The sequence below is a fragment of the Candidatus Palauibacter sp. genome (genome assembly GCF_965222475.1).
Lineage (GTDB): Bacteria > Gemmatimonadota > Gemmatimonadetes > Palauibacterales > Palauibacteraceae > Palauibacter.
Map to the genome: position 1 here is coordinate 699,883 of NZ_CBDCUB010000001.1, position 16,022 is coordinate 715,904.

15 protein-coding genes are annotated in these 16,022 nt (G+C 69.3%); 11 read left to right on the forward strand and 4 right to left on the reverse strand.

What is annotated here, in order from left to right:
* The first annotated feature begins 54 nt into the window (after positions 1 to 54).
* Entirely contained in the window at positions 55 to 1,284 is a 1,230-nt protein-coding gene (locus tag ACOQPP_RS03005) for a sialidase family protein (protein ID WP_420635857.1), read from the forward strand.
* Between the two features lie 404 nt (positions 1,285 to 1,688).
* Here ACOQPP_RS03005 and ACOQPP_RS03010 read toward each other — a convergent pair whose 3' ends face one another.
* Positions 1,689 to 3,002 (reverse strand): DUF6986 family protein, encoded by a 1,314-nt coding sequence (locus ACOQPP_RS03010; RefSeq protein ID WP_420635858.1) that lies wholly within the window; start codon positions 3,000 to 3,002, stop codon positions 1,689 to 1,691.
* A gap of 202 nt (positions 3,003 to 3,204) precedes the next feature.
* On the opposite strand from ACOQPP_RS03010, the gene ACOQPP_RS03015 reads away from it, so the two are divergent.
* From ACOQPP_RS03015 to ACOQPP_RS03035, 5 genes are read left to right on the forward strand one after another with little or no spacing between them, the layout of a single operon-like run.
* Positions 3,205 to 5,043: an FAD-dependent oxidoreductase gene (locus tag ACOQPP_RS03015; RefSeq protein ID WP_419165699.1), complete on the forward strand. Its 1,839-nt coding sequence runs from the start codon at positions 3,205 to 3,207 to the stop codon at positions 5,041 to 5,043.
* Between the two features lie 4 nt (positions 5,044 to 5,047).
* On the forward strand, positions 5,048 to 6,886 hold the full coding sequence (locus ACOQPP_RS03020) for a 2-oxoacid:acceptor oxidoreductase subunit alpha (RefSeq protein WP_419165700.1): 1,839 nt from the start codon (positions 5,048 to 5,050) through the stop codon (positions 6,884 to 6,886).
* Complete coding sequence (locus ACOQPP_RS03025) at positions 6,883 to 7,956, forward strand: 2-oxoacid:ferredoxin oxidoreductase subunit beta (RefSeq protein ID WP_420635859.1); 1,074 nt, start codon at positions 6,883 to 6,885, stop codon at positions 7,954 to 7,956. The genes ACOQPP_RS03020 and ACOQPP_RS03025 overlap by 4 nt, the downstream gene beginning before the upstream one ends.
* A 41-nt stretch (positions 7,957 to 7,997) precedes the next feature.
* Positions 7,998 to 8,387: a VOC family protein gene (locus ACOQPP_RS03030; protein WP_419165702.1), complete on the forward strand. Its 390-nt coding sequence runs from the start codon at positions 7,998 to 8,000 to the stop codon at positions 8,385 to 8,387.
* Positions 8,384 to 8,737 (forward strand): cupin domain-containing protein, encoded by a 354-nt coding sequence (locus tag ACOQPP_RS03035; protein ID WP_419165703.1) that lies wholly within the window; start codon positions 8,384 to 8,386, stop codon positions 8,735 to 8,737. Before ACOQPP_RS03030 ends, ACOQPP_RS03035 begins: the two co-directional genes overlap by 4 nt.
* Here the strand turns inward: ACOQPP_RS03035 and ACOQPP_RS03040 are convergent.
* Complete coding sequence (locus ACOQPP_RS03040) at positions 8,734 to 9,348, reverse strand: aquaporin (protein ID WP_419165704.1); 615 nt, start codon at positions 9,346 to 9,348, stop codon at positions 8,734 to 8,736. The two genes, ACOQPP_RS03035 and ACOQPP_RS03040, sit on opposite strands and share 4 nt — an antisense overlap.
* 140 nt (positions 9,349 to 9,488) lie before the next feature.
* On the opposite strand from ACOQPP_RS03040, the gene ACOQPP_RS03045 reads away from it, so the two are divergent.
* The 3 genes from ACOQPP_RS03045 to ACOQPP_RS03055 are packed head-to-tail and all read left to right on the forward strand — an operon-like array spanning position 9,489 to position 11,132.
* Positions 9,489 to 10,517, forward strand: a complete 1,029-nt coding sequence (locus ACOQPP_RS03045) for a proline racemase family protein (protein WP_419165705.1) — start codon at positions 9,489 to 9,491, stop codon at positions 10,515 to 10,517.
* Between the two features lie 45 nt (positions 10,518 to 10,562).
* Entirely contained in the window at positions 10,563 to 10,808 is a 246-nt protein-coding gene (locus tag ACOQPP_RS03050) for a hypothetical protein (protein ID WP_419165706.1), read from the forward strand.
* Positions 10,809 to 10,856: 48 nt separating this feature from the next.
* On the forward strand, positions 10,857 to 11,132 hold the full coding sequence (locus ACOQPP_RS03055) for a hypothetical protein (RefSeq protein ID WP_419165707.1): 276 nt from the start codon (positions 10,857 to 10,859) through the stop codon (positions 11,130 to 11,132).
* A 55-nt stretch (positions 11,133 to 11,187) separates the two neighbouring features.
* Here the strand turns inward: ACOQPP_RS03055 and ACOQPP_RS03060 are convergent, their stop codons facing one another.
* Positions 11,188 to 13,260, reverse strand: coding sequence for a DUF6600 domain-containing protein (locus ACOQPP_RS03060; RefSeq protein WP_420635860.1), 2,073 nt, complete (start codon positions 13,258 to 13,260; stop codon positions 11,188 to 11,190).
* A gap of 91 nt (positions 13,261 to 13,351) precedes the next feature.
* The gene (locus tag ACOQPP_RS03065) at positions 13,352 to 14,449 is read right to left on the reverse strand and encodes a TolB family protein (protein ID WP_419165709.1); all 1,098 of its coding nucleotides are present in this window, start codon (positions 14,447 to 14,449) and stop codon (positions 13,352 to 13,354) included.
* A 251-nt stretch (positions 14,450 to 14,700) separates the two neighbouring features.
* Between ACOQPP_RS03065 and ACOQPP_RS03070 the strand changes: the two genes are divergently transcribed.
* A complete protein-coding gene (locus tag ACOQPP_RS03070; RefSeq protein ID WP_419165710.1) occupies positions 14,701 to 15,243 on the forward strand; it encodes an RNA polymerase sigma factor in 543 nt (180 codons plus the stop codon).
* Positions 15,240 to 15,962: a methylated-DNA--[protein]-cysteine S-methyltransferase gene (locus ACOQPP_RS03075; protein ID WP_419165711.1), complete on the forward strand. Its 723-nt coding sequence runs from the start codon at positions 15,240 to 15,242 to the stop codon at positions 15,960 to 15,962. The genes ACOQPP_RS03070 and ACOQPP_RS03075 overlap by 4 nt, the downstream gene beginning before the upstream one ends.
* The last annotated feature ends 60 nt before the right edge of the window (positions 15,963 to 16,022 follow it).

The window sequence follows — 16,022 nt, forward strand, 5'->3', positions numbered from 1 at the left end:
TCTCATGGCACGGCTGGACGCGTATCATACCCGCCAACCAGCCGTGGAGAAGAGATGAAGACCGATCGCACGAAGTTCCTGCCTTTCGTACTGGCGGCCGTCCTGTGCGGGTGCGCCGCCGAGGCGGAGCGGAAGATGTCGCTCACGCGCGGAGATGTCGAATTCGAGCGGCCATCCGGCAGCGGCGAGCCGCATCTGTCGATGGGCGCGCGAGGGCGCGCGGTGCTGACCTGGATCGAGCCGGATGGGCCGGATGGGGAAGCGAGCGCGGTGCGACTCGCGATCCGTGACGAATACGGTTGGTCCGCGCCGCGCACGGTGCGGGCCACGGACCAGTTGTTCGTCAATTGGGCAGATTTCCCTTCATCCGCGGAGATGCCCGACGGTACGATCGCCGTGCACTGGCTGGAGAAGGTCGCCGAGGCGCCGTACGCGTACCACGTGATGCTCGCGCTCTCCCCGGATGGCGGGGCCACCTGGAGCGAGCCCTTCCCCGCGCACGACGACGCGTCTCCGACGGAACACGGGTTCGTGTCCATGGTGCCCTGGAGGACCGGCGCCGCGCTCACCTGGCTGGACGGACGCGCGATGGTCCCGAATCCCGAGGACGGGGCGCGCGGCGCCATGAGCGTGCGCTTCCGCACGCTCGAGCCCGATGGTCACCTCGGGCCCGAAGTCCTGCTCGACGATCGGACGTGCGAATGCTGCCAGACCGCGCTGGCGCGCGTGGGTCAAGGGCTGGTCGCCGCCTACCGCGACCGGAGCGAATCGGAGGTGCGCGACATCTCGGTCGTTCGCGGGGCGGGGGAGCGCTGGACCGAGCCCGCCGCGCTGTCGACCGATGGCTGGACGATCCCGGGCTGCCCGGTGAACGGACCGCAGCTGAGCGGCGACGAACAGGCGATCGCCTCGGCGTGGTACACGGGGGTCGGCGGTACGCCCCGGGTGTACGCCGCGTTCTCGGACGACGGCGGCGCGACCTTCGGCCCGCGCATCCGGGTCGACGACGGACTGCCGCTGGGCCGCGTGGACATCGAGCGCCTCGACGACGGCTCGGCGGTGGCCGTGTGGCTGGAGGCGTCGGATGCCACCCCGCGCATCCTCGCGCGGCGCGTGTGGCCGGACGGTTCGATGGAGGTACCCCTCATGATCTCCGAGACCGCCGGCGAACGCTCGAGCGGCTTCCCCCGCATGGTTCGGATCGGCGACGAGTTGCTCGTCGCGTGGACCCTCGCGACCGACGACGGCGGGGTGCGCGTACGGAGCGTCCGCATCGCCGACTGACCGCCGGACCCCTGCCTCAGGCGACCCGAGCGAGGGCCGAGAGCGCCGGCACGAACGGACCGCAGCGCGATCGGACGAGTCTATCATCATCTACGACAATGGATGAGGTATGTATTGACAAATAATTGTGGTGCATACTCTTGAAGATGATTGCACCACTCGGATTTACGGCTCGGAGGGCGGCCGCGAAGCCACGCGGAGCGCCGGTGCAGTCGACGACGAGATCGTTGGCCCTCGGGGAGCGAGGCCGCCACTCGGGCGGTGAGGCCCGCAGCGCGCGCCCGGGCCACGCTGCGCTCAGAACGGCCCGCCACCTCGAGCTCCGGCAGTCGGCCGGCCAGCACGAGCGCTACGAGTTGGCCCAGTCTGCCCGCGCCCCCACCCAGCCCGGCGGGCCCCGCCGGTCATGCTCCGCGCCGCTCGAGGATCGCGCGGAAGGAGCGGGTCTCGATCTCCTCCACCGACAACCCTGTCTTCGCCGTTTCTTCGGCAGTCAGGGCGCCGCTCGCGAGCCCGCGCAGGAAGAAGTTCAGGAGTCCCTGTCCGGACGCCTCATCGTCGAACACCGACCCCGTGAGGATAGCCTGGCCCGCGCCGGCCACGAAGCGCTCGAGGCGACGCGACGCCGCGTCGAGTCCCTCCAGGAAGAAGGAGAAGACCGCGGCATAGCGCGATATCAACTGCGCCGGGTGCAGGTCCCAGCTCTGGTAATAGCCCTGGGCCAGCGAGCGCCGGACGTCGGCGTAGTGGCGGCGCCAGGCGTCGTGCACCACGGCCTGATTCTCCGCGCGCCCGGCATCGGAGAGGGAGGCGCTTCCGCGGTGCGGCTCCACGGGCAGGAGGTTCGTCGCGCCGTCCGAGAGCTGCACGCCGGTCTGCGCGAGGGAGAGCTTGAGGATCTGCCGCGCCACATCGCACAGCGGGTGGTCCAGCGTCTGCTCCTCCGCCGCGACCGCAGACGCCCCCGTAAGGTCGTAAGCCCCGAGGTGTGCGGCCCGGCAGCGTCCGTCGGCCGCCTCCACGAGACCGGGTGTCGCCACCCCGCCTCCGGGTCCGACCAGCGACTGCGGCGTCTCGATCATGATCTCGATCGCGACCGCGCCCGCCTCCAGCCCCAGCTTCTCCTCCAGCCGGTCGAGTGCGCGCGCGAGTACGGTCACCTGCTCGGCGCACACGATCTTGGGAAGGAGGACGAAGAAACCGTCCGGGAGGGACCCACCGGCTTCGGCGAGGGCGGTCAGGAAGAGGTCCAGCGTCCGGAGCGCCCGCCCGCCCGTGACGCCCGCGAGGGGCTTGATGCGGATTCCGAGACAGGGAGGCAGGCTCCCCGCGGCGACCCCTTCCGCCGTCTCGTCGGCCGCCTCGAGCGCTGCCGCGTCCTCCTCTTCGTCCGGGCGGGTGCCGAAGCCGTCCTCGAAGTCGATCAGGAAGCTCTCGACGGGCTCACGCTCGAGCTTGCCTCGCACGCGCCGGTATACGACCTCGGCGAGCCCGGGCGACCATGTGCCACCGAGCGCATCGGCCAGGGCGACGGGGTCGCCCGCGTATCGGTCCAGGTACCCGCGCGCGATCCGCCCGAGCTTCGCCGCCGTGTCGCGTCTGAACAGCTGCGCGCCGCCGGCGACCGTATGCACCGGCTGCCGCCGCCCGGCGTCCCCCGGATAGCGGGCCTGGTGCTTCGCGAGTGGCTCTTCGAGGCCCGTGAGGAGCCGGATCATCTCGTCCGGGCGGAGAGAGACAGCAGGTCGTCGGTACATCGGCGTAACTTTCGACCCGTACCGGCACCGGAGCAACGCGCCGCCGAAAACTGGCGACCGTACCGTTCGTTCTTTAGGATTCGGAGCCATTTGTCTGACGACGTGACGCACGGGACGGGGGAGCCGTGGGCCGGTCGCGCGGGGTCGGCCCCGAGGAGAGACGGTGGAGCCAACAAACGTCGCGAATCCCGACTACTACCATAAGGTCGTGGATTGCCAGTGGGCGTGTCCGGCCCACACCAACGTACCGGGCTATATTCGACTCATCGCGCAGGAACGGTACGACGACGCCTACATGCTCAACTGGGAGTCGAACGTCTTCCCGGGCATCCTCGGCCGGACGTGCGACCGCCCATGCGAGCCCGCCTGCCGCCGCACACGCGTCGAAGACAAGCCGGTGGCGATCTGCCGCCTGAAGCGGGTCGCAGCCGATCTTCGGGGCGACGTCACCCCGCGCTTCCCGACCATCCCCGTGGGCAAGAACGGGAAGAAGATCGCCTGCGTGGGGGCGGGGCCCGCGTCCCTGACCGTCGCCCGCGATCTGATGCCGCTCGGCTACGAGGTCACGATCTTCGAGAAGAACGACCGGCCGGGCGGCCTCATGTGGACGAACATCCCGCAGTTCCGCCTGCCGCCCGAAGTCCTGTGGGAAGAGATCGACTACATCCTCGACATGGGCGTGGACATCCGCTACAACGCGCCCGTCAAGAGCATGAAGTGGCTCCTCGAGCAGGGGTTCGACGCCATCTTCGTCGGTTCGGGCGCCCCGCGGGGCAAGGAACTGCGCCTGCCGGGTCGATACGACACCGACCACATCCATATCGGCATCGACTGGCTCGAATCCGTGGCCTTCGGGCACACGAACTCGATCGAGGAGAACGTGCTCGTCATCGGGGTCGGGAACACGGCCATGGACTGCTGCCGGACGTCGAAGCGCATCGGCGGCACGAACGTCCGGGTGATGGCCCGCAAGTCCAAGCCGTATTTCAAGGCGTCGCCGTGGGAACTGGAGGACGCGGAGGAGGAGCAGGTCGACATCGTCGAGAACCACTCGCCCACGGAGTTCGTGGTCGAGGACGGCATCCTCAAGGGGATGAACTTCGACATCGTCGAATGGAACGAGAACGACGACGGCCGCCTCGTGGCGACCAAGCTCGATGAAGCGTTCTTCCCGGCCGACGCGGTCATCCTCGCCATCGGGCAGGAGACCGCCTTCCCCTGGATCGAGGACGACGTCGGGATCGAGTTCAACAAGTGGCGCGAGGCGGTCGTCGACCGGACCACATTCATGTCGACGTGCGAGGGGGTGTTCTTCGGCGGCGACGCCGCGTGGGGCCCCGAGAACATCATCTGGGCGGCGGAGCACGGACATCAGGCGGCCATCTCCATCCACGCCTACTGCCACGGAGAGGAACTGCACAAGCGGCCGCCGGACCGCATGAACCTCGTCAGTGCGAAGATGGGTCTGCACGAGTGGAGCTACTCGAACGACTACGAGTACGCGGCGCGGCGCAAGATGCGGCACGTGCGTCTCGAGGAGCGGCTCCAGAGCATCGGGACGGAGGTCGAGGAGGGCTTCGACCTCGAGCAGACGCTGACGGAGGTCGAACGCTGCCTGAACTGCGACCTTCAGACCCACTTCACGGGCAGCCTGTGCATCGAATGCGACGCCTGCATCGACATCTGTCCCCTGAACTGCCTGACGATCACCCACAACGGCGAGGAAGCGGACCTCCGCGCGCGACTGCTCGCGCCGGCGGAGAACCTGGAGCAGGATCTGTACGTCTCCGAGGCGCTGCCCCAGACGGCTCGCGTCATGGTGAAGGACGAGGACCTGTGCATTCACTGCGGGCTGTGCGCGGAACGCTGCCCGACGGCGGCGTGGGACATGCGAACGTTCGATCTGCTCAAGCCCTACGCGGGACGGGACGAGGACCACCCCTACTCGGGGATGGGGATCGATGCCATGGCTCCCGGCGGCCTCGCGCAGGCGGCGCCCTGACGCCATGAGCGGCATGAAATCCGGACGCGTCAACGACTTCGCGTTCAAGATCGCGACGGTGAACGGCACCGGGTCCGCGAGCGCCAACGGGCTCATCATGCAGTCGATCTTCCGCATGGGAGTGCCGGTGTCGGGGAAGAACGTCTTCCCCTCGAACATCCAGGGTCTCCCCACCTGGTACGAGATCCGCGTCAACGGGGCGGGGCACGTCGCGCGCACCCCGGAGTTCGACCTCATCGTGGCCATGAATCCGGAGACGTACGCGCGCGACATCGAGGAACTCGTCCCCGGCGGCTGGCTGCTGTACGACTCGAGCTGGCCGATGGCGGACACGCTCAAGCGGGAGGACGTGCATTTTGTCGGGGTGCCGCTGGCCGAGATGTGCGTGAAGAACTTCGAGGGCGGCCGCACGCGCATCCTGATGAAGAACATCGGCTACACGGGCGCCCTCGCCGCGCTCCTCGATCTCGACATGGAGGCGATCCGCGAACTCCTGGAGGAGACGTTCGGGGAGCGGAAGCGGCACCTGCTGGACGCGAACTTCAAGGCGATCCGTCTGGGGTACGATCACGCGGCGGAGCATTTCGAGTGCCCGCTCCCCATCCGGCTCGAGCGGATGGACGCGACGCGCGATTCGATCCTGATCGACGGCAACACCGCGGCGGCGCTGGGCTGCGTCTACGCCGGCGCGACGGTCGCGGCCTGGTATCCGATCACCCCCTCCACTTCGCTCGTCGATGCCTTCACGGCCTATTGCCGGCGCTTGCGCGTCGAGGAGGGGACGGGCCGGAGTCGGGCGGCGATCCTCCAGGCCGAGGACGAACTCGCGGCGGCGGGCATCACGATCGGCGCCGGGTGGGCGGGCGCGCGCGCCTTCACCTCGACGAGCGGCGCGGGCATCTCCCTCATGACCGAGTTCATCGGACTCGCGTATTACGCGGAGGTCCCGTGCGTGTTCTTCGACGTAGAGCGGGTCGGCCCCTCGACCGGGATGCCGACCCGCACCCAGCAGGGCGACATCCTGTTGTGCGCCTATGCGTCGCACGGGGACACGAAGCACATCTGTCTGTATCCGAACGACCCCGCGGAGTGTTTCGAGTTCGGCGTGCAGGCGTTCGATCTGGCCGAGCGCTTCCAGACGCCGGTGTTCGTGCTCTCCGACCTCGACATCGGGATGAACGACTGGGTCGTGCCCCGGTTCCGGTGGGATGACGAATACCGGCCGGACCGCGGCAAGGTGCTGGATGCGGAGGCGCTGGAGGAGATCGACACCTTCTACCGCTACCTCGACGTGGACGGAGACGGGATCCCCTATCGGACGATCCCGGGCGAGCATCCGAAGGGCGCCTACTTCACGCGGGGCTCGGGTCACACCAAGTACGGCAAGTACACCGAGGACGAGGAGGAATACCTCGAGGTCATCGACCGCATCGCGGCGAAGATCGAGAGCGCGGCCGACGCCGTTCCGGCTCCGGAGGTCCGATCGCGTCCGGGCGCCCGGTGCGGGCTCATCACCGTCGGCGGCTGTGACGGAGCGGTGCGAGAGGCGATCGAGGAGTTCGAGGAGGAGGGTCTGCGCTTCGACTACATGCGGATCCGGGGTTTCCCCTTCGCGCCGGAGGTCACCCGCTTCATCGAAACGCATGACCTCAACATCGTCATCGAACAGAATCGGGACGCGCAGTTGAAGTCGCTGCTCACGCTGGAGACGTCGGTTTCGAAGGACCGGCTCGCCTCGCTCCGCCGGTACGGGGGCCTGCCGCTGAGTGCACGCCACGTCAGGGAGGGCGTGCGGGATCGCCTCGGCCTCGCGGCGGAGTCCGCGGAAGGAGTGGGCGCATGACCTACATTGCGAAGCCACGCGTCTTCCACCCGAGTCTGGAGAAGAACGAACTCGGCCTCACGCGCCGCGACTACGAGGGCGTGATGTCCACGCTGTGCGCGGGGTGCGGCCACGATTCCGTCACGGCCGCGCTCGTCGAGGCGGCGTGGGAACTCGAGATTCCGACCCACAGGGCGGCCAAGATGAGCGGGATCGGCTGCTCGTCGAAGACGACCGCGTACTTCATGTCGGAGTCGCACGGCTTCAATTCCGTGCATGGCCGGATGCCGTCGGTGGCGAGCGGGGCGAACGCCGCGAACCGCGATCTCGTCTACATCGGCGTCTCCGGAGACGGGGACTCGCTCTCGATCGGACTCGGGCAGCTGTGTCACGCGGTGCGGCGGAATCTCAACCTGCTCTACATCATCGAGAACAATGGCGTGTACGGGCTCACGAAGGGCCAGTTCTCGGCCTCGGCGGACATGGGCTCGAAATCGAAACGCGGCGTGCCGAACGAACAGCCTCCGATCGACCCCGCGCTCCTCGGGCTCTCGATCGGCGCGACCTTCGTGGCCAGGGGCTTCTCCGGCGACAAGAACCAGCTCGTTCCCATCATCAAGGCGGGGATCCGGCACCCGGGCCTGGCCCTCGTCGACGTGATCTCGCCCTGCGTGACGTTCAACGACCATGTGGGTTCGACCAAGAGCTACGCCTACACGCGGGAGCACTTCCGCGAGGCGGTCGAAGCCGCCTTCGTGACGCCGAAGGACTTCGTCCCGCAGCGCGAGGAGATCACGGCCGACATCGGATCCGATGATGTCCACGACGTCCACATGCACGACGGCAGCACCGTGCGATTCCGGCAGATCGGCGCCGACTACGACCCCACGGACCGCGATACGGTGTACAGCTATCTGCGTGCGCGGCAGGGGGCGGGCGAGGTACCGACGGGGCTCCTCTTTCTGGACCCGGACTCGCGGGATCTCCACGATGTCCTGGGTACGGTCGACCGGCCGCTGTGGGATCTCCCCTACGAAGAGCTGTGCCCGGGGGCGGACGCGCTGGACGCGCTGATGGAGAACTACCGATAGGGGCCGAACGGCCGGCGGTCCGCTTCGAGGCGGTCCGGCCCGTGCTTCCGTCGCGCGATGTCGCGGCGGCGATCGGTTTCTACGTCGGCCGGCTCGGGTTTCAGCTCGCCTTCGCCGATTCCATCCGCGATCCGGGGTACGCCGGTGTGAGGCGGGACGGGATCGAGTTGCACCTCCAGCGGCACGACGCCGAGGAATGGTCCCGGGTCGAGCGGCCCATGCTCCGTTTCGTCGTCCCCGACGTGGAGGGTCTGTTCGAGGAGTACCGGGGGCAGGGGGTCTTCCACGATCGTACCGCGCTGCGGCGCACGGCGTGGGGGACGCGGGAGTTCGCCTTCTACGACCTCGACATGAACGGGCTCACCTTCTATCGCGATCTGGCCGCGGGCGAGACGGCGGACCCGCCCCCCGGTGAGGACGGCGGGAAGTGATCGACGTGATCCTCCGGCGGTTCGGGGAGCCGGACGAGGTCCGCGAACTCGAACTCGGCCGCTTCGAGGTCGTCCACATCGGAGGGCTCACCATCGGGCGCGCGACCTACGAGCCGGGGTGGCGCTGGTCGGAGCACGTATCCTCCGACGAGCCGCTGTGCACGGTCGAGCACGTGGGGCTCGTCCTCGCGGGCACCGCCACGGCCGCGTTCGAGGACGGTCGGGTGGTGGAACTGCGGACCGGCGAACTGTTCCACATCCCGCCCGAGCCGCACGACTCCTGGGTCGTCGGAGACGAACCCTACGTCTCCCTCCACTTCATGGGCGCCGACCGCTACGCGGCCCGCTAGCCTCCAGGGTCCGCACCGGGGCCCCACATGTATTTTGCGAGCCGCGCGCCGGCCAGGGCCCCGAGGACGGGTCCCCACACGTACGGCCACGAGAGAGACCCGATCCCGAGCGCGACGGCCGGGTTGAGGACTCCGTTGGAACGGTGAGCGGCCCAGGATATCGCCACGACCAGGGCCGTGCCGATCACGGCTCCGGTCAGGCGGGAGGGGATCCGGTCCATGAAGACGGCCGCGACGGTGAAGGTCAGCAGCGCCGCCCCCAGCAGTTCGGCGACGCCCGTCATCACGGAGCCGTCCACGAGCAGCGGGAGGGCCCGAGGGAAGAGCAGACGCCCGAGAGCGAGGGCGAACCCGGCCCCCGCGAACTGGGCCGCCACGAACGCGCCGGCCACCGGAGCCTCCAGCTTTCCGACCGACCAGACGCCGATCGTCACCGCCGGGTTCAGCAGGCACCCCGACACCGGGCCGAGCAGGTGGACGAGGAGTCCGAGGGTGAGCCCCGCCATCGCCGGAGTCGGGATGGGAAACCCCGGGTTGTGGATGGATATCGAGACGGAGAGCGTAAGCGCGAACGCACCCAGCATCTCGGCGGCGACGGCCCTCGGGGTCATGTCTCCTCCTGGAGCGTCAGTCGTCGCCGGCGGGACGAGTCGCGCTGACCGGAGCGGGGAGCCGCGGCGGAAGGTAAGATCTCCAACATCACGATACACCGATCACTCGATCGTCGGCCACCGCAGTTCGAGGGCATCACATGACCTGGGCACCCCCTGAAGACTGGCTCCGCATCACGACCATCGACGCCCACGCCGAGGGAGAGCCGCTGCGCGTCATCGTGGCCGGTTTCCCGGAGCTTCCCGGGGCGACCGTGCCGGCCCGGCGTCGCGCCGCGCGCTCCGACTGCGACGACATCCGCCGTGCTCTGATGTGGGAACCCCGCGGCCATGCGGACATGTACGGGTGCCTCGTCATGCCTCCGGCGACGCCGGGTTCGGACTTCTCCGTCCTGTTCATGCACAACGAGGGCTTCTCGACCATGTGCGGCCACGGGATCATCGGCGTGACCAAGATCGCGGTCGAAGCCGGCTGGTTGGACGGGGCGGGGAATACGCGATCCGTCGCCATCGACACGCCCGCCGGACTCGTGCGAGCCACCGCACTCCTCGATGGGGACCGCGTCCGCGAGGTCCGGTTCGTCAACGTCCCGTCCTTCGCGCCCCTCCTCGACGGGGTCACCGAAGTCGACGGCCTGGGGTCGGTGCCCCATGACGTGGGGTTCGGCGGCGCGTTCTACGCCTTCGTCGACGCGGACGCCCTGGGCTTGCCCCTGACGCCGGCCGGAGCCACCGAACTCATCGATGCGGGGCGCCGCATCACCCGCGCGGTCTCGGCCACAGCCGCGGACGCGATCCGACATCCGGACGACCCTGATCTCGGATTCCTGTACGGCACCGTGTTCACCGGAGCGGCCGCGGATCCGGGGCGCCACTCTCGTCATGTGTGCATCTTCGCCGACGGGGAACTCGATCGGAGCCCGACCGGGACCGCCGTGAGCGGGCGTCTGGCCATACTTCATGCGCGAGGCGAGATGGCCGGGGACCGCGAGATCGTCATCGAGAGCATCATCGGGGGCCGGTTCACCGGCAGGATCGTCGACACGGCCTCCGTCGGAGAGCACCCGGCCGTCGTCACCGAGGTCGGGGGCCGCGCCTGGGTCACGGGGCGGCATGAATTCGTCATCGATCCGGAAGACCCGTGGAGGGACGGCTTTCTCGTGCGCTGACCCGCCGGTCCCCGGCGCGGGACCCGCCAGCCGGAGGTCGCAACCATGCCACATATCAGGACCCTGGGCGCCGATGAGGCCACCGGCCTGCTCGCGCGGGAGTACGAGAAAGCCATCCGGCGCGCGGGGCGCGTCTTCAACGTCATCGGGATCCAGGGTCTCAACCCGCCGGTGCTCAGCGCATCGGTCCGGCTCTACGAAACGCTGATGCTGGCCCCCGGACCGCTGGGCCGGGACTTACGCGAGATGCTGGCCACCGTCACGTCGCGCGAACTCGACTGCTTCTACTGAACGGAGGCGCACGGGGAGGATCTCCGTCAGGTTACGGGAGATGATGAGTTGGCCCGCGCGGTCCGGATCGACTACCGAACGGCCGGGCTCGACCAGAAGACACGTCGGCTGCTGGACTTCGCGGTGGCGATCACGCGCGATCCCGCCTCGACCGGCGCGCGGGAGATCGAGGAACTGCGCGCGGCGGGGTGGACGGACGCGCAGATCCTGACCGCGACGGAAGTGATCGGTTTCTTCAACTACTACGTGCGGCTGGTCGAGGCGCTCGGCGTCGAACCGGAGCCCGAAATGAGGCGGGATCCGGACGTGTGGCCGGACCCCTGATGGCGTGAGGCGCCGGTGGCCGGACGTTCCCGCGGGAACGTCCGGCTCGTACCCGCTAGCCTCCGGACCGCCCGCGAGCCCGCGCGACGCCGGTCGACCGTGAAGCGCCGCCGGATCGCCGCACCACGCCGCCGGATCTCGAGACGCCTCCGCTTCGGATCGTCGGCCTCGGTAGCCGTGGCGCCGTCGGCCGGGCCACGGGTCTCCGCGTGGCGGGAATACCGCGGACCGCGGGGCGCGTCGATCCCGGCATGACGGGCCGCGCAGTCGGCCTCGGCGTGAACGGGCGGGCCGTCGGTCGCGCGGTGCCGCCGCTGTGGCGTGTCGCGCGCTGCAGGACCGACCCACGGATCGTCCGCTCGAGGCGCTCGCCGACCGACGAGGGCCGGCGCTGCACGCCGGTCGAGCCCGACCGCGCCGTCGGCCGAGTGACCGGGCCTGCCGGGCGCCGTGCCGCGCTCGACGCGTCCCGTGCGGTCGGCCGGAGGACAGCCGCTCGAGCGCCGCTCTCGCTCGTCGGCCGGGGCCGGCGCTGCACGCCCGGTCGCTCCAGCCGCGGCGATCGGCCCTCGATCGGGCGCACCGTCGCTCGGACGGGCGGCTCGCCGTTCGCCCGTGCCGTGCCGGCCCGCGTCCCGGCCTCCGGCCGCCGGGCCACCGCGGAACGGCCGTCACGGCCCCGCAGCGCGACCCGTTCGATGCCCTGCGGCAGGCGCGTCCCCCGGTCGATGAAGCCGTTCGCGTCGACCGCCGCGCGCCCGTCGCGCGGCACGGCGCGCCGCAGACCGGCCAGCGTCTCGGCGGGACGCCGCCATGCGTCCCGCCCCAGCGAACGGGTATCGGTGAGCAGCACACCGCGCTCGATCGCCCGGCGCCCACGGCCGAGGTCCGAACCGCCCACCGAGTAGAAGTACTGTCGCCGGTGCCCCAGCCGCCCGTGCGGCAGGAACGTCCAGTGCCGATAGCGCCCGAAGCTGCCCCCGATGTGTCCGTAGACGCCGAAGTGGAATCCCCATCCGCTTCCGTAGGAGTTGCGGTAGTGGCGCCAGTAGTATCCCGATGGGATCCAGCCCGCGTAGCTCGGGCCCCAGTACCAGTAGACGTGCGCCCCGGCGAACTGTCGTCCCGGGAACCACACCCAGCCCCAGCTCGGATGGAGGTCCCAGTAGCCGTAGTGGTAGGGGACCCATCCCCACGGCTCGTAGGAGACCCAGAACAGGCCGCTCGGCGTGTGCCTCCAGCGCCCGTCCCGATACGGCGCCCAGCTGGAGGACACGCGCGGACGCCAGGCGACCCCGGCGTCGACCTGCACCCACGCCCCGTGTCCGCTCAGTGAAGACGCCGCGTAGTGGAGGTCCGGGTCCACATGCGCCGCGTATTCGCGGTCCGCGTAGTCGCCGAGTCCCGGACCCCACGCCTCGAGGCGGTCGAGATCCGGGGCGGCCGCGAAGTCGAGGCGCTCCCCCTGCGGTCCCTCGACGAAGAGGCGCTCCCCGCGTCGGACTTCGGCCGCCTCGCTCGGCGTCGTCACATCCGCCACTCCCTCGCGAACGATGACCTCGCTCCGCCGATCGTCATCGACGGCGATGAGGAAGGATCCCGCCCCCCGCGCCCGAATCGTCGCATTCGGCGTCACGACGGCCGGGAACTCCGACCCCGGTTGATCCGGGGACACGACGAGTTGCAGCGTCCCCCGCGCGAGTTCGATCACGGACGCCGGGTCGTTCCTGTCGCCTGAGTTGGCGAGCGCCCGGAAGAGCAACTCCGCGCGGTCGCCGACACGGAGGATGTTCCCGTCGGCGAGCAGGACTTCGATGCGCGAGTCACCGGACGAGAAGAGCCGGTCGCCGGCGAGGATGGGCTCGTTGACCGAGACCCCGACGCGCTCTCGGGTGTCGACCTGGATCAGCGTGCCGGATCCCTCGAGCGCGCGGATGTATCCGTAGCTCCCGTCGATCCCGCTCTGAGCTATCGCCGCGTCGTAATCGATCGGGAACTCCGCTTCCTGGGCGGAGATCGGGGGCGCGGCGAACGTCACACCCCACACCAACCCGGCCACCCGTGCCCACCGCAGTCCCCACGACCGCCATGGGCGGCCAGAGCCCTTCATCGCCTCTACCGAACCCATCCCTGGACTCCCATCTCCTCTGGTCTCCAGCCCCTACGCCGTCGCCGGGGGGGCCATCTTCAGAGGTTAGACGACCGCCGGGAGCGACCCGTCACTCGGGCAGTTCGTCGATCCACTCCGCGATGAAGAGGTTCGTGTTCCCCTCGTGGGAGCCGTGCCGGTTCGACCCGAACACGAGACGCCGACCGCCGGGGGTGAACATGGGGAAGCTCTCGAACTCCTCGCTGAACGTCACCTGCTCCAGCCCCGTCCCATCCAGGTCGATCATGAACAGATCGAAATTGCGGCTGTCGGGGTCGTGCAGATTCGAGGCGAAGATCACCTTCTCCCCGCTCGGGTGGAAGAAGGGAGCGAAGTTGGCGGCCCCGTTGTCCGTCAGACGCACGCGGTTCGACCCGTCCGCGTCCATCACGTAGATGTCGAGGACCCCCGGGCGCACGAGGTTGTCGGCCAGGAGCGCCTGGTAGTCCGCGAGTTCTTCCTCACTCTCGGGGTGTCTCGCCCGATACACGATCTTCGACCCGTCCGGCGAGAAGAAGGGGCCGCCGTCGTACCCCGGCTCGTCCGTGAGCTGGCGCACGTCGGATCCGTCCGGGTTCATCGAGTAGATGTCCAGGTCGCCGTCGCGCGTCGACGTGAACACGATCCGCGAACCGTCCGGCGAAATCGTCGCTTCCGCGTCGTAGCCCGGGCTCGAGAAGATCGCCTGGACGTCGGAACCGTCGGGGCGCGCCGTGTAGATGTCGTAGTCGTACAGCGCCCACACGTAGCCTTGGCGCAGGTCCGGGGGTGTGGGACAGGCCTCGCTGGCGTGGTGGGTCGAACTGTAGACGATCCGCGAATCATCCGGGAAGAAATAGGCACACGTGGTGCGGCCCAGGCCGGTGGATACGAGGTTCCGGTCTCCGCCTTCGACGCTGATGGTGAAGATCTGGTCGCACTCGTACTCGCCCTCGTACCGGCGCTGGAAGATCAGCCGCTCCCCGTCCGACGAGAAGTAGGCCTCGGCGTTCTCCCCTTCGAAGGTGAGTTGCGTCAGGCTGGCGAAGCGCCTTTCGCCCGGGAGCGGGTCCCGCGCCACGCCTCCCGTGTCCTGTCCCGCCTCGGCCGTACAGGCGGCCACACCGAACGCCGCGAGCAGCGCCACCAGGGCGCGGGTCGGCCCCAATGCTACATATGTTGGGTTCAAGAGAGCCTCGGTCTGTTGCGTCACGTCGTGTTGGATTGTGAAGAGAGACGCCCGCGGAGGGATCTGCGCCGATCTCCGAGGATCCCGGCGCCGACCCCGGTGCGGCCCACAGGGTACGGATCGCGCCCGCGCAAGGCCAGCTTCCGGTGGTCCCCCGTTTCACGTTCCCCCGGGAGACGCGTTCGTGAAGTGGAAGAGGCTCGCAATACGGCGCGCGGTCCCGACCATGAACGCCGACGAGAAAGGGGCGGATGACGACGCTCACGGAGGGAAGGGTACCGGTGGATTCGTGGTCCGAGCGCTACGGTCCCGAACTCGAGCGGCATGTAACCTCGATGCTCGGTAACGAGGACGAAGCCCGCGACATCGTCCAGGAGCTGTGGGAGACGGCGCTCCGCACGCGGCCCGAGTCCGGCGAGGGCGCGAACATTCGCGCCTGGCTGTACCGTGTCGCCACCCGGCGGGCGCTGGACGTGATCTCGGCTGGTCGACGGCGGTCGGAACTCCTGGCGGCGCGTTCCGGCGATGTCGAACCGACCCGTCCTCCTCCGCCGGACGAGATGTTCGGCCGGCTTTCCGCCGCGGGTGCCGCCCGCGTTCGGGAGAGCATCGCACGGTTGCCTCCGAGGCAGAGAAACGCGGTCTGGCTGCGCTGGATCGAGGGACGGGGCTACGCGGATGTCGCCGCGCGCCTGGGCTCCACTCCGGAGACGGCGCGGGCGAACGTCTATCAGGGGATCAGGAAGCTGCGCCGCGACTTGGCCGGCGTCTGGGACGAGGAGATGATGAAATGACCGGGCCCTGTTCGGACTACCGGGACGAGGATGTCGTCGCCTGGGTGCTGGGAGATTCGGATGACTCGAAGGCGCAGGATCTGGCCGAGCATCTGGCCTCCTGTCCCGCCTGCCGCGCCCGGGCCGCCGAGTACCGGGCCCTGGACCGTTCCGCGGGGGCATGCCGGGAGGGACCGGTCATCCGCTGGCGCGGCTTCGACTCGCCCTTCGGCGCCATGCGCGTCGCCGCGAGCCGGGAGGGGCTGGTCGCCCTTACGTGGCAGGCGGAGAGTGACGATGCCTTCGTCGCCGGGCTCGAACGCCGCTACCGCGCGGCGCCCGTCGTCTGCGACGGCGACGAACTCTCGGACGCCGAGGCGCAGTTGATCGAGTACTTCGGCCAGCGTCGTCGAGCGTTCGAACTGCCCGTCGATCTCGGCGGCCTCACCGAGTTCCAGCGCGAGGTGCTCACCGCGACCGCTCGTCTCGGATTCGGCGAGACGGTGACGTACACGGAGATCGCGAGCCGCATCGGGCGGCCCCGCGCTTCGCGGGCCGTGGGCAACGCGCTCGGCCGCAATCCCATCCCGGTCGTCGTACCGTGCCACCGGGTCGTGAGGACCGACCGATCGCTGGGCGGCTATACCGGCGGACTCCGCTACAAGGAGGCGCTGCTCGACATCGAAGGGTGTGCCGATCTCCTGACCCCCACGGCGCGCCGGATCCGTAGCGGACAATAGTTCTCCGTTACGGCCCGGCACCCCACCGGCCACCGCGGGTACGCCCCCGGCAAAGGGGAG

Excerpts from the sequence above, each read along its gene's own strand:
- ACOQPP_RS03040 (WP_419165704.1), bottom strand. The coding sequence starts at position 9,348 with ATGACCCCGAGGGCCGTCGCCGCCGAGATGCTGGGTGCGTTCGCGCTT.
- ACOQPP_RS03005 (WP_420635857.1), top strand. The coding sequence starts at position 55 with ATGAAGACCGATCGCACGAAGTTCCTGCCTTTCGTACTGGCGGCCGTC.
- ACOQPP_RS03010 (WP_420635858.1), bottom strand. The coding sequence starts at position 3,002 with ATGATCCGGCTCCTCACGGGCCTCGAAGAGCCACTCGCGAAGCACCAG.
- ACOQPP_RS03025 (WP_420635859.1), top strand. The coding sequence starts at position 6,883 with ATGACCTACATTGCGAAGCCACGCGTCTTCCACCCGAGTCTGGAGAAG.
- ACOQPP_RS03045 (WP_419165705.1), top strand. The coding sequence starts at position 9,489 with ATGACCTGGGCACCCCCTGAAGACTGGCTCCGCATCACGACCATCGAC.
- ACOQPP_RS03050 (WP_419165706.1), top strand. The coding sequence starts at position 10,563 with ATGCCACATATCAGGACCCTGGGCGCCGATGAGGCCACCGGCCTGCTC.
- ACOQPP_RS03070 (WP_419165710.1), top strand. The coding sequence starts at position 14,701 with ATGACGACGCTCACGGAGGGAAGGGTACCGGTGGATTCGTGGTCCGAG.
- ACOQPP_RS03020 (WP_419165700.1), top strand. The coding sequence starts at position 5,048 with ATGAGCGGCATGAAATCCGGACGCGTCAACGACTTCGCGTTCAAGATC.
- ACOQPP_RS03075 (WP_419165711.1), top strand. The coding sequence starts at position 15,240 with ATGACCGGGCCCTGTTCGGACTACCGGGACGAGGATGTCGTCGCCTGG.
- ACOQPP_RS03060 (WP_420635860.1), bottom strand. The coding sequence starts at position 13,260 with ATGGGTTCGGTAGAGGCGATGAAGGGCTCTGGCCGCCCATGGCGGTCG.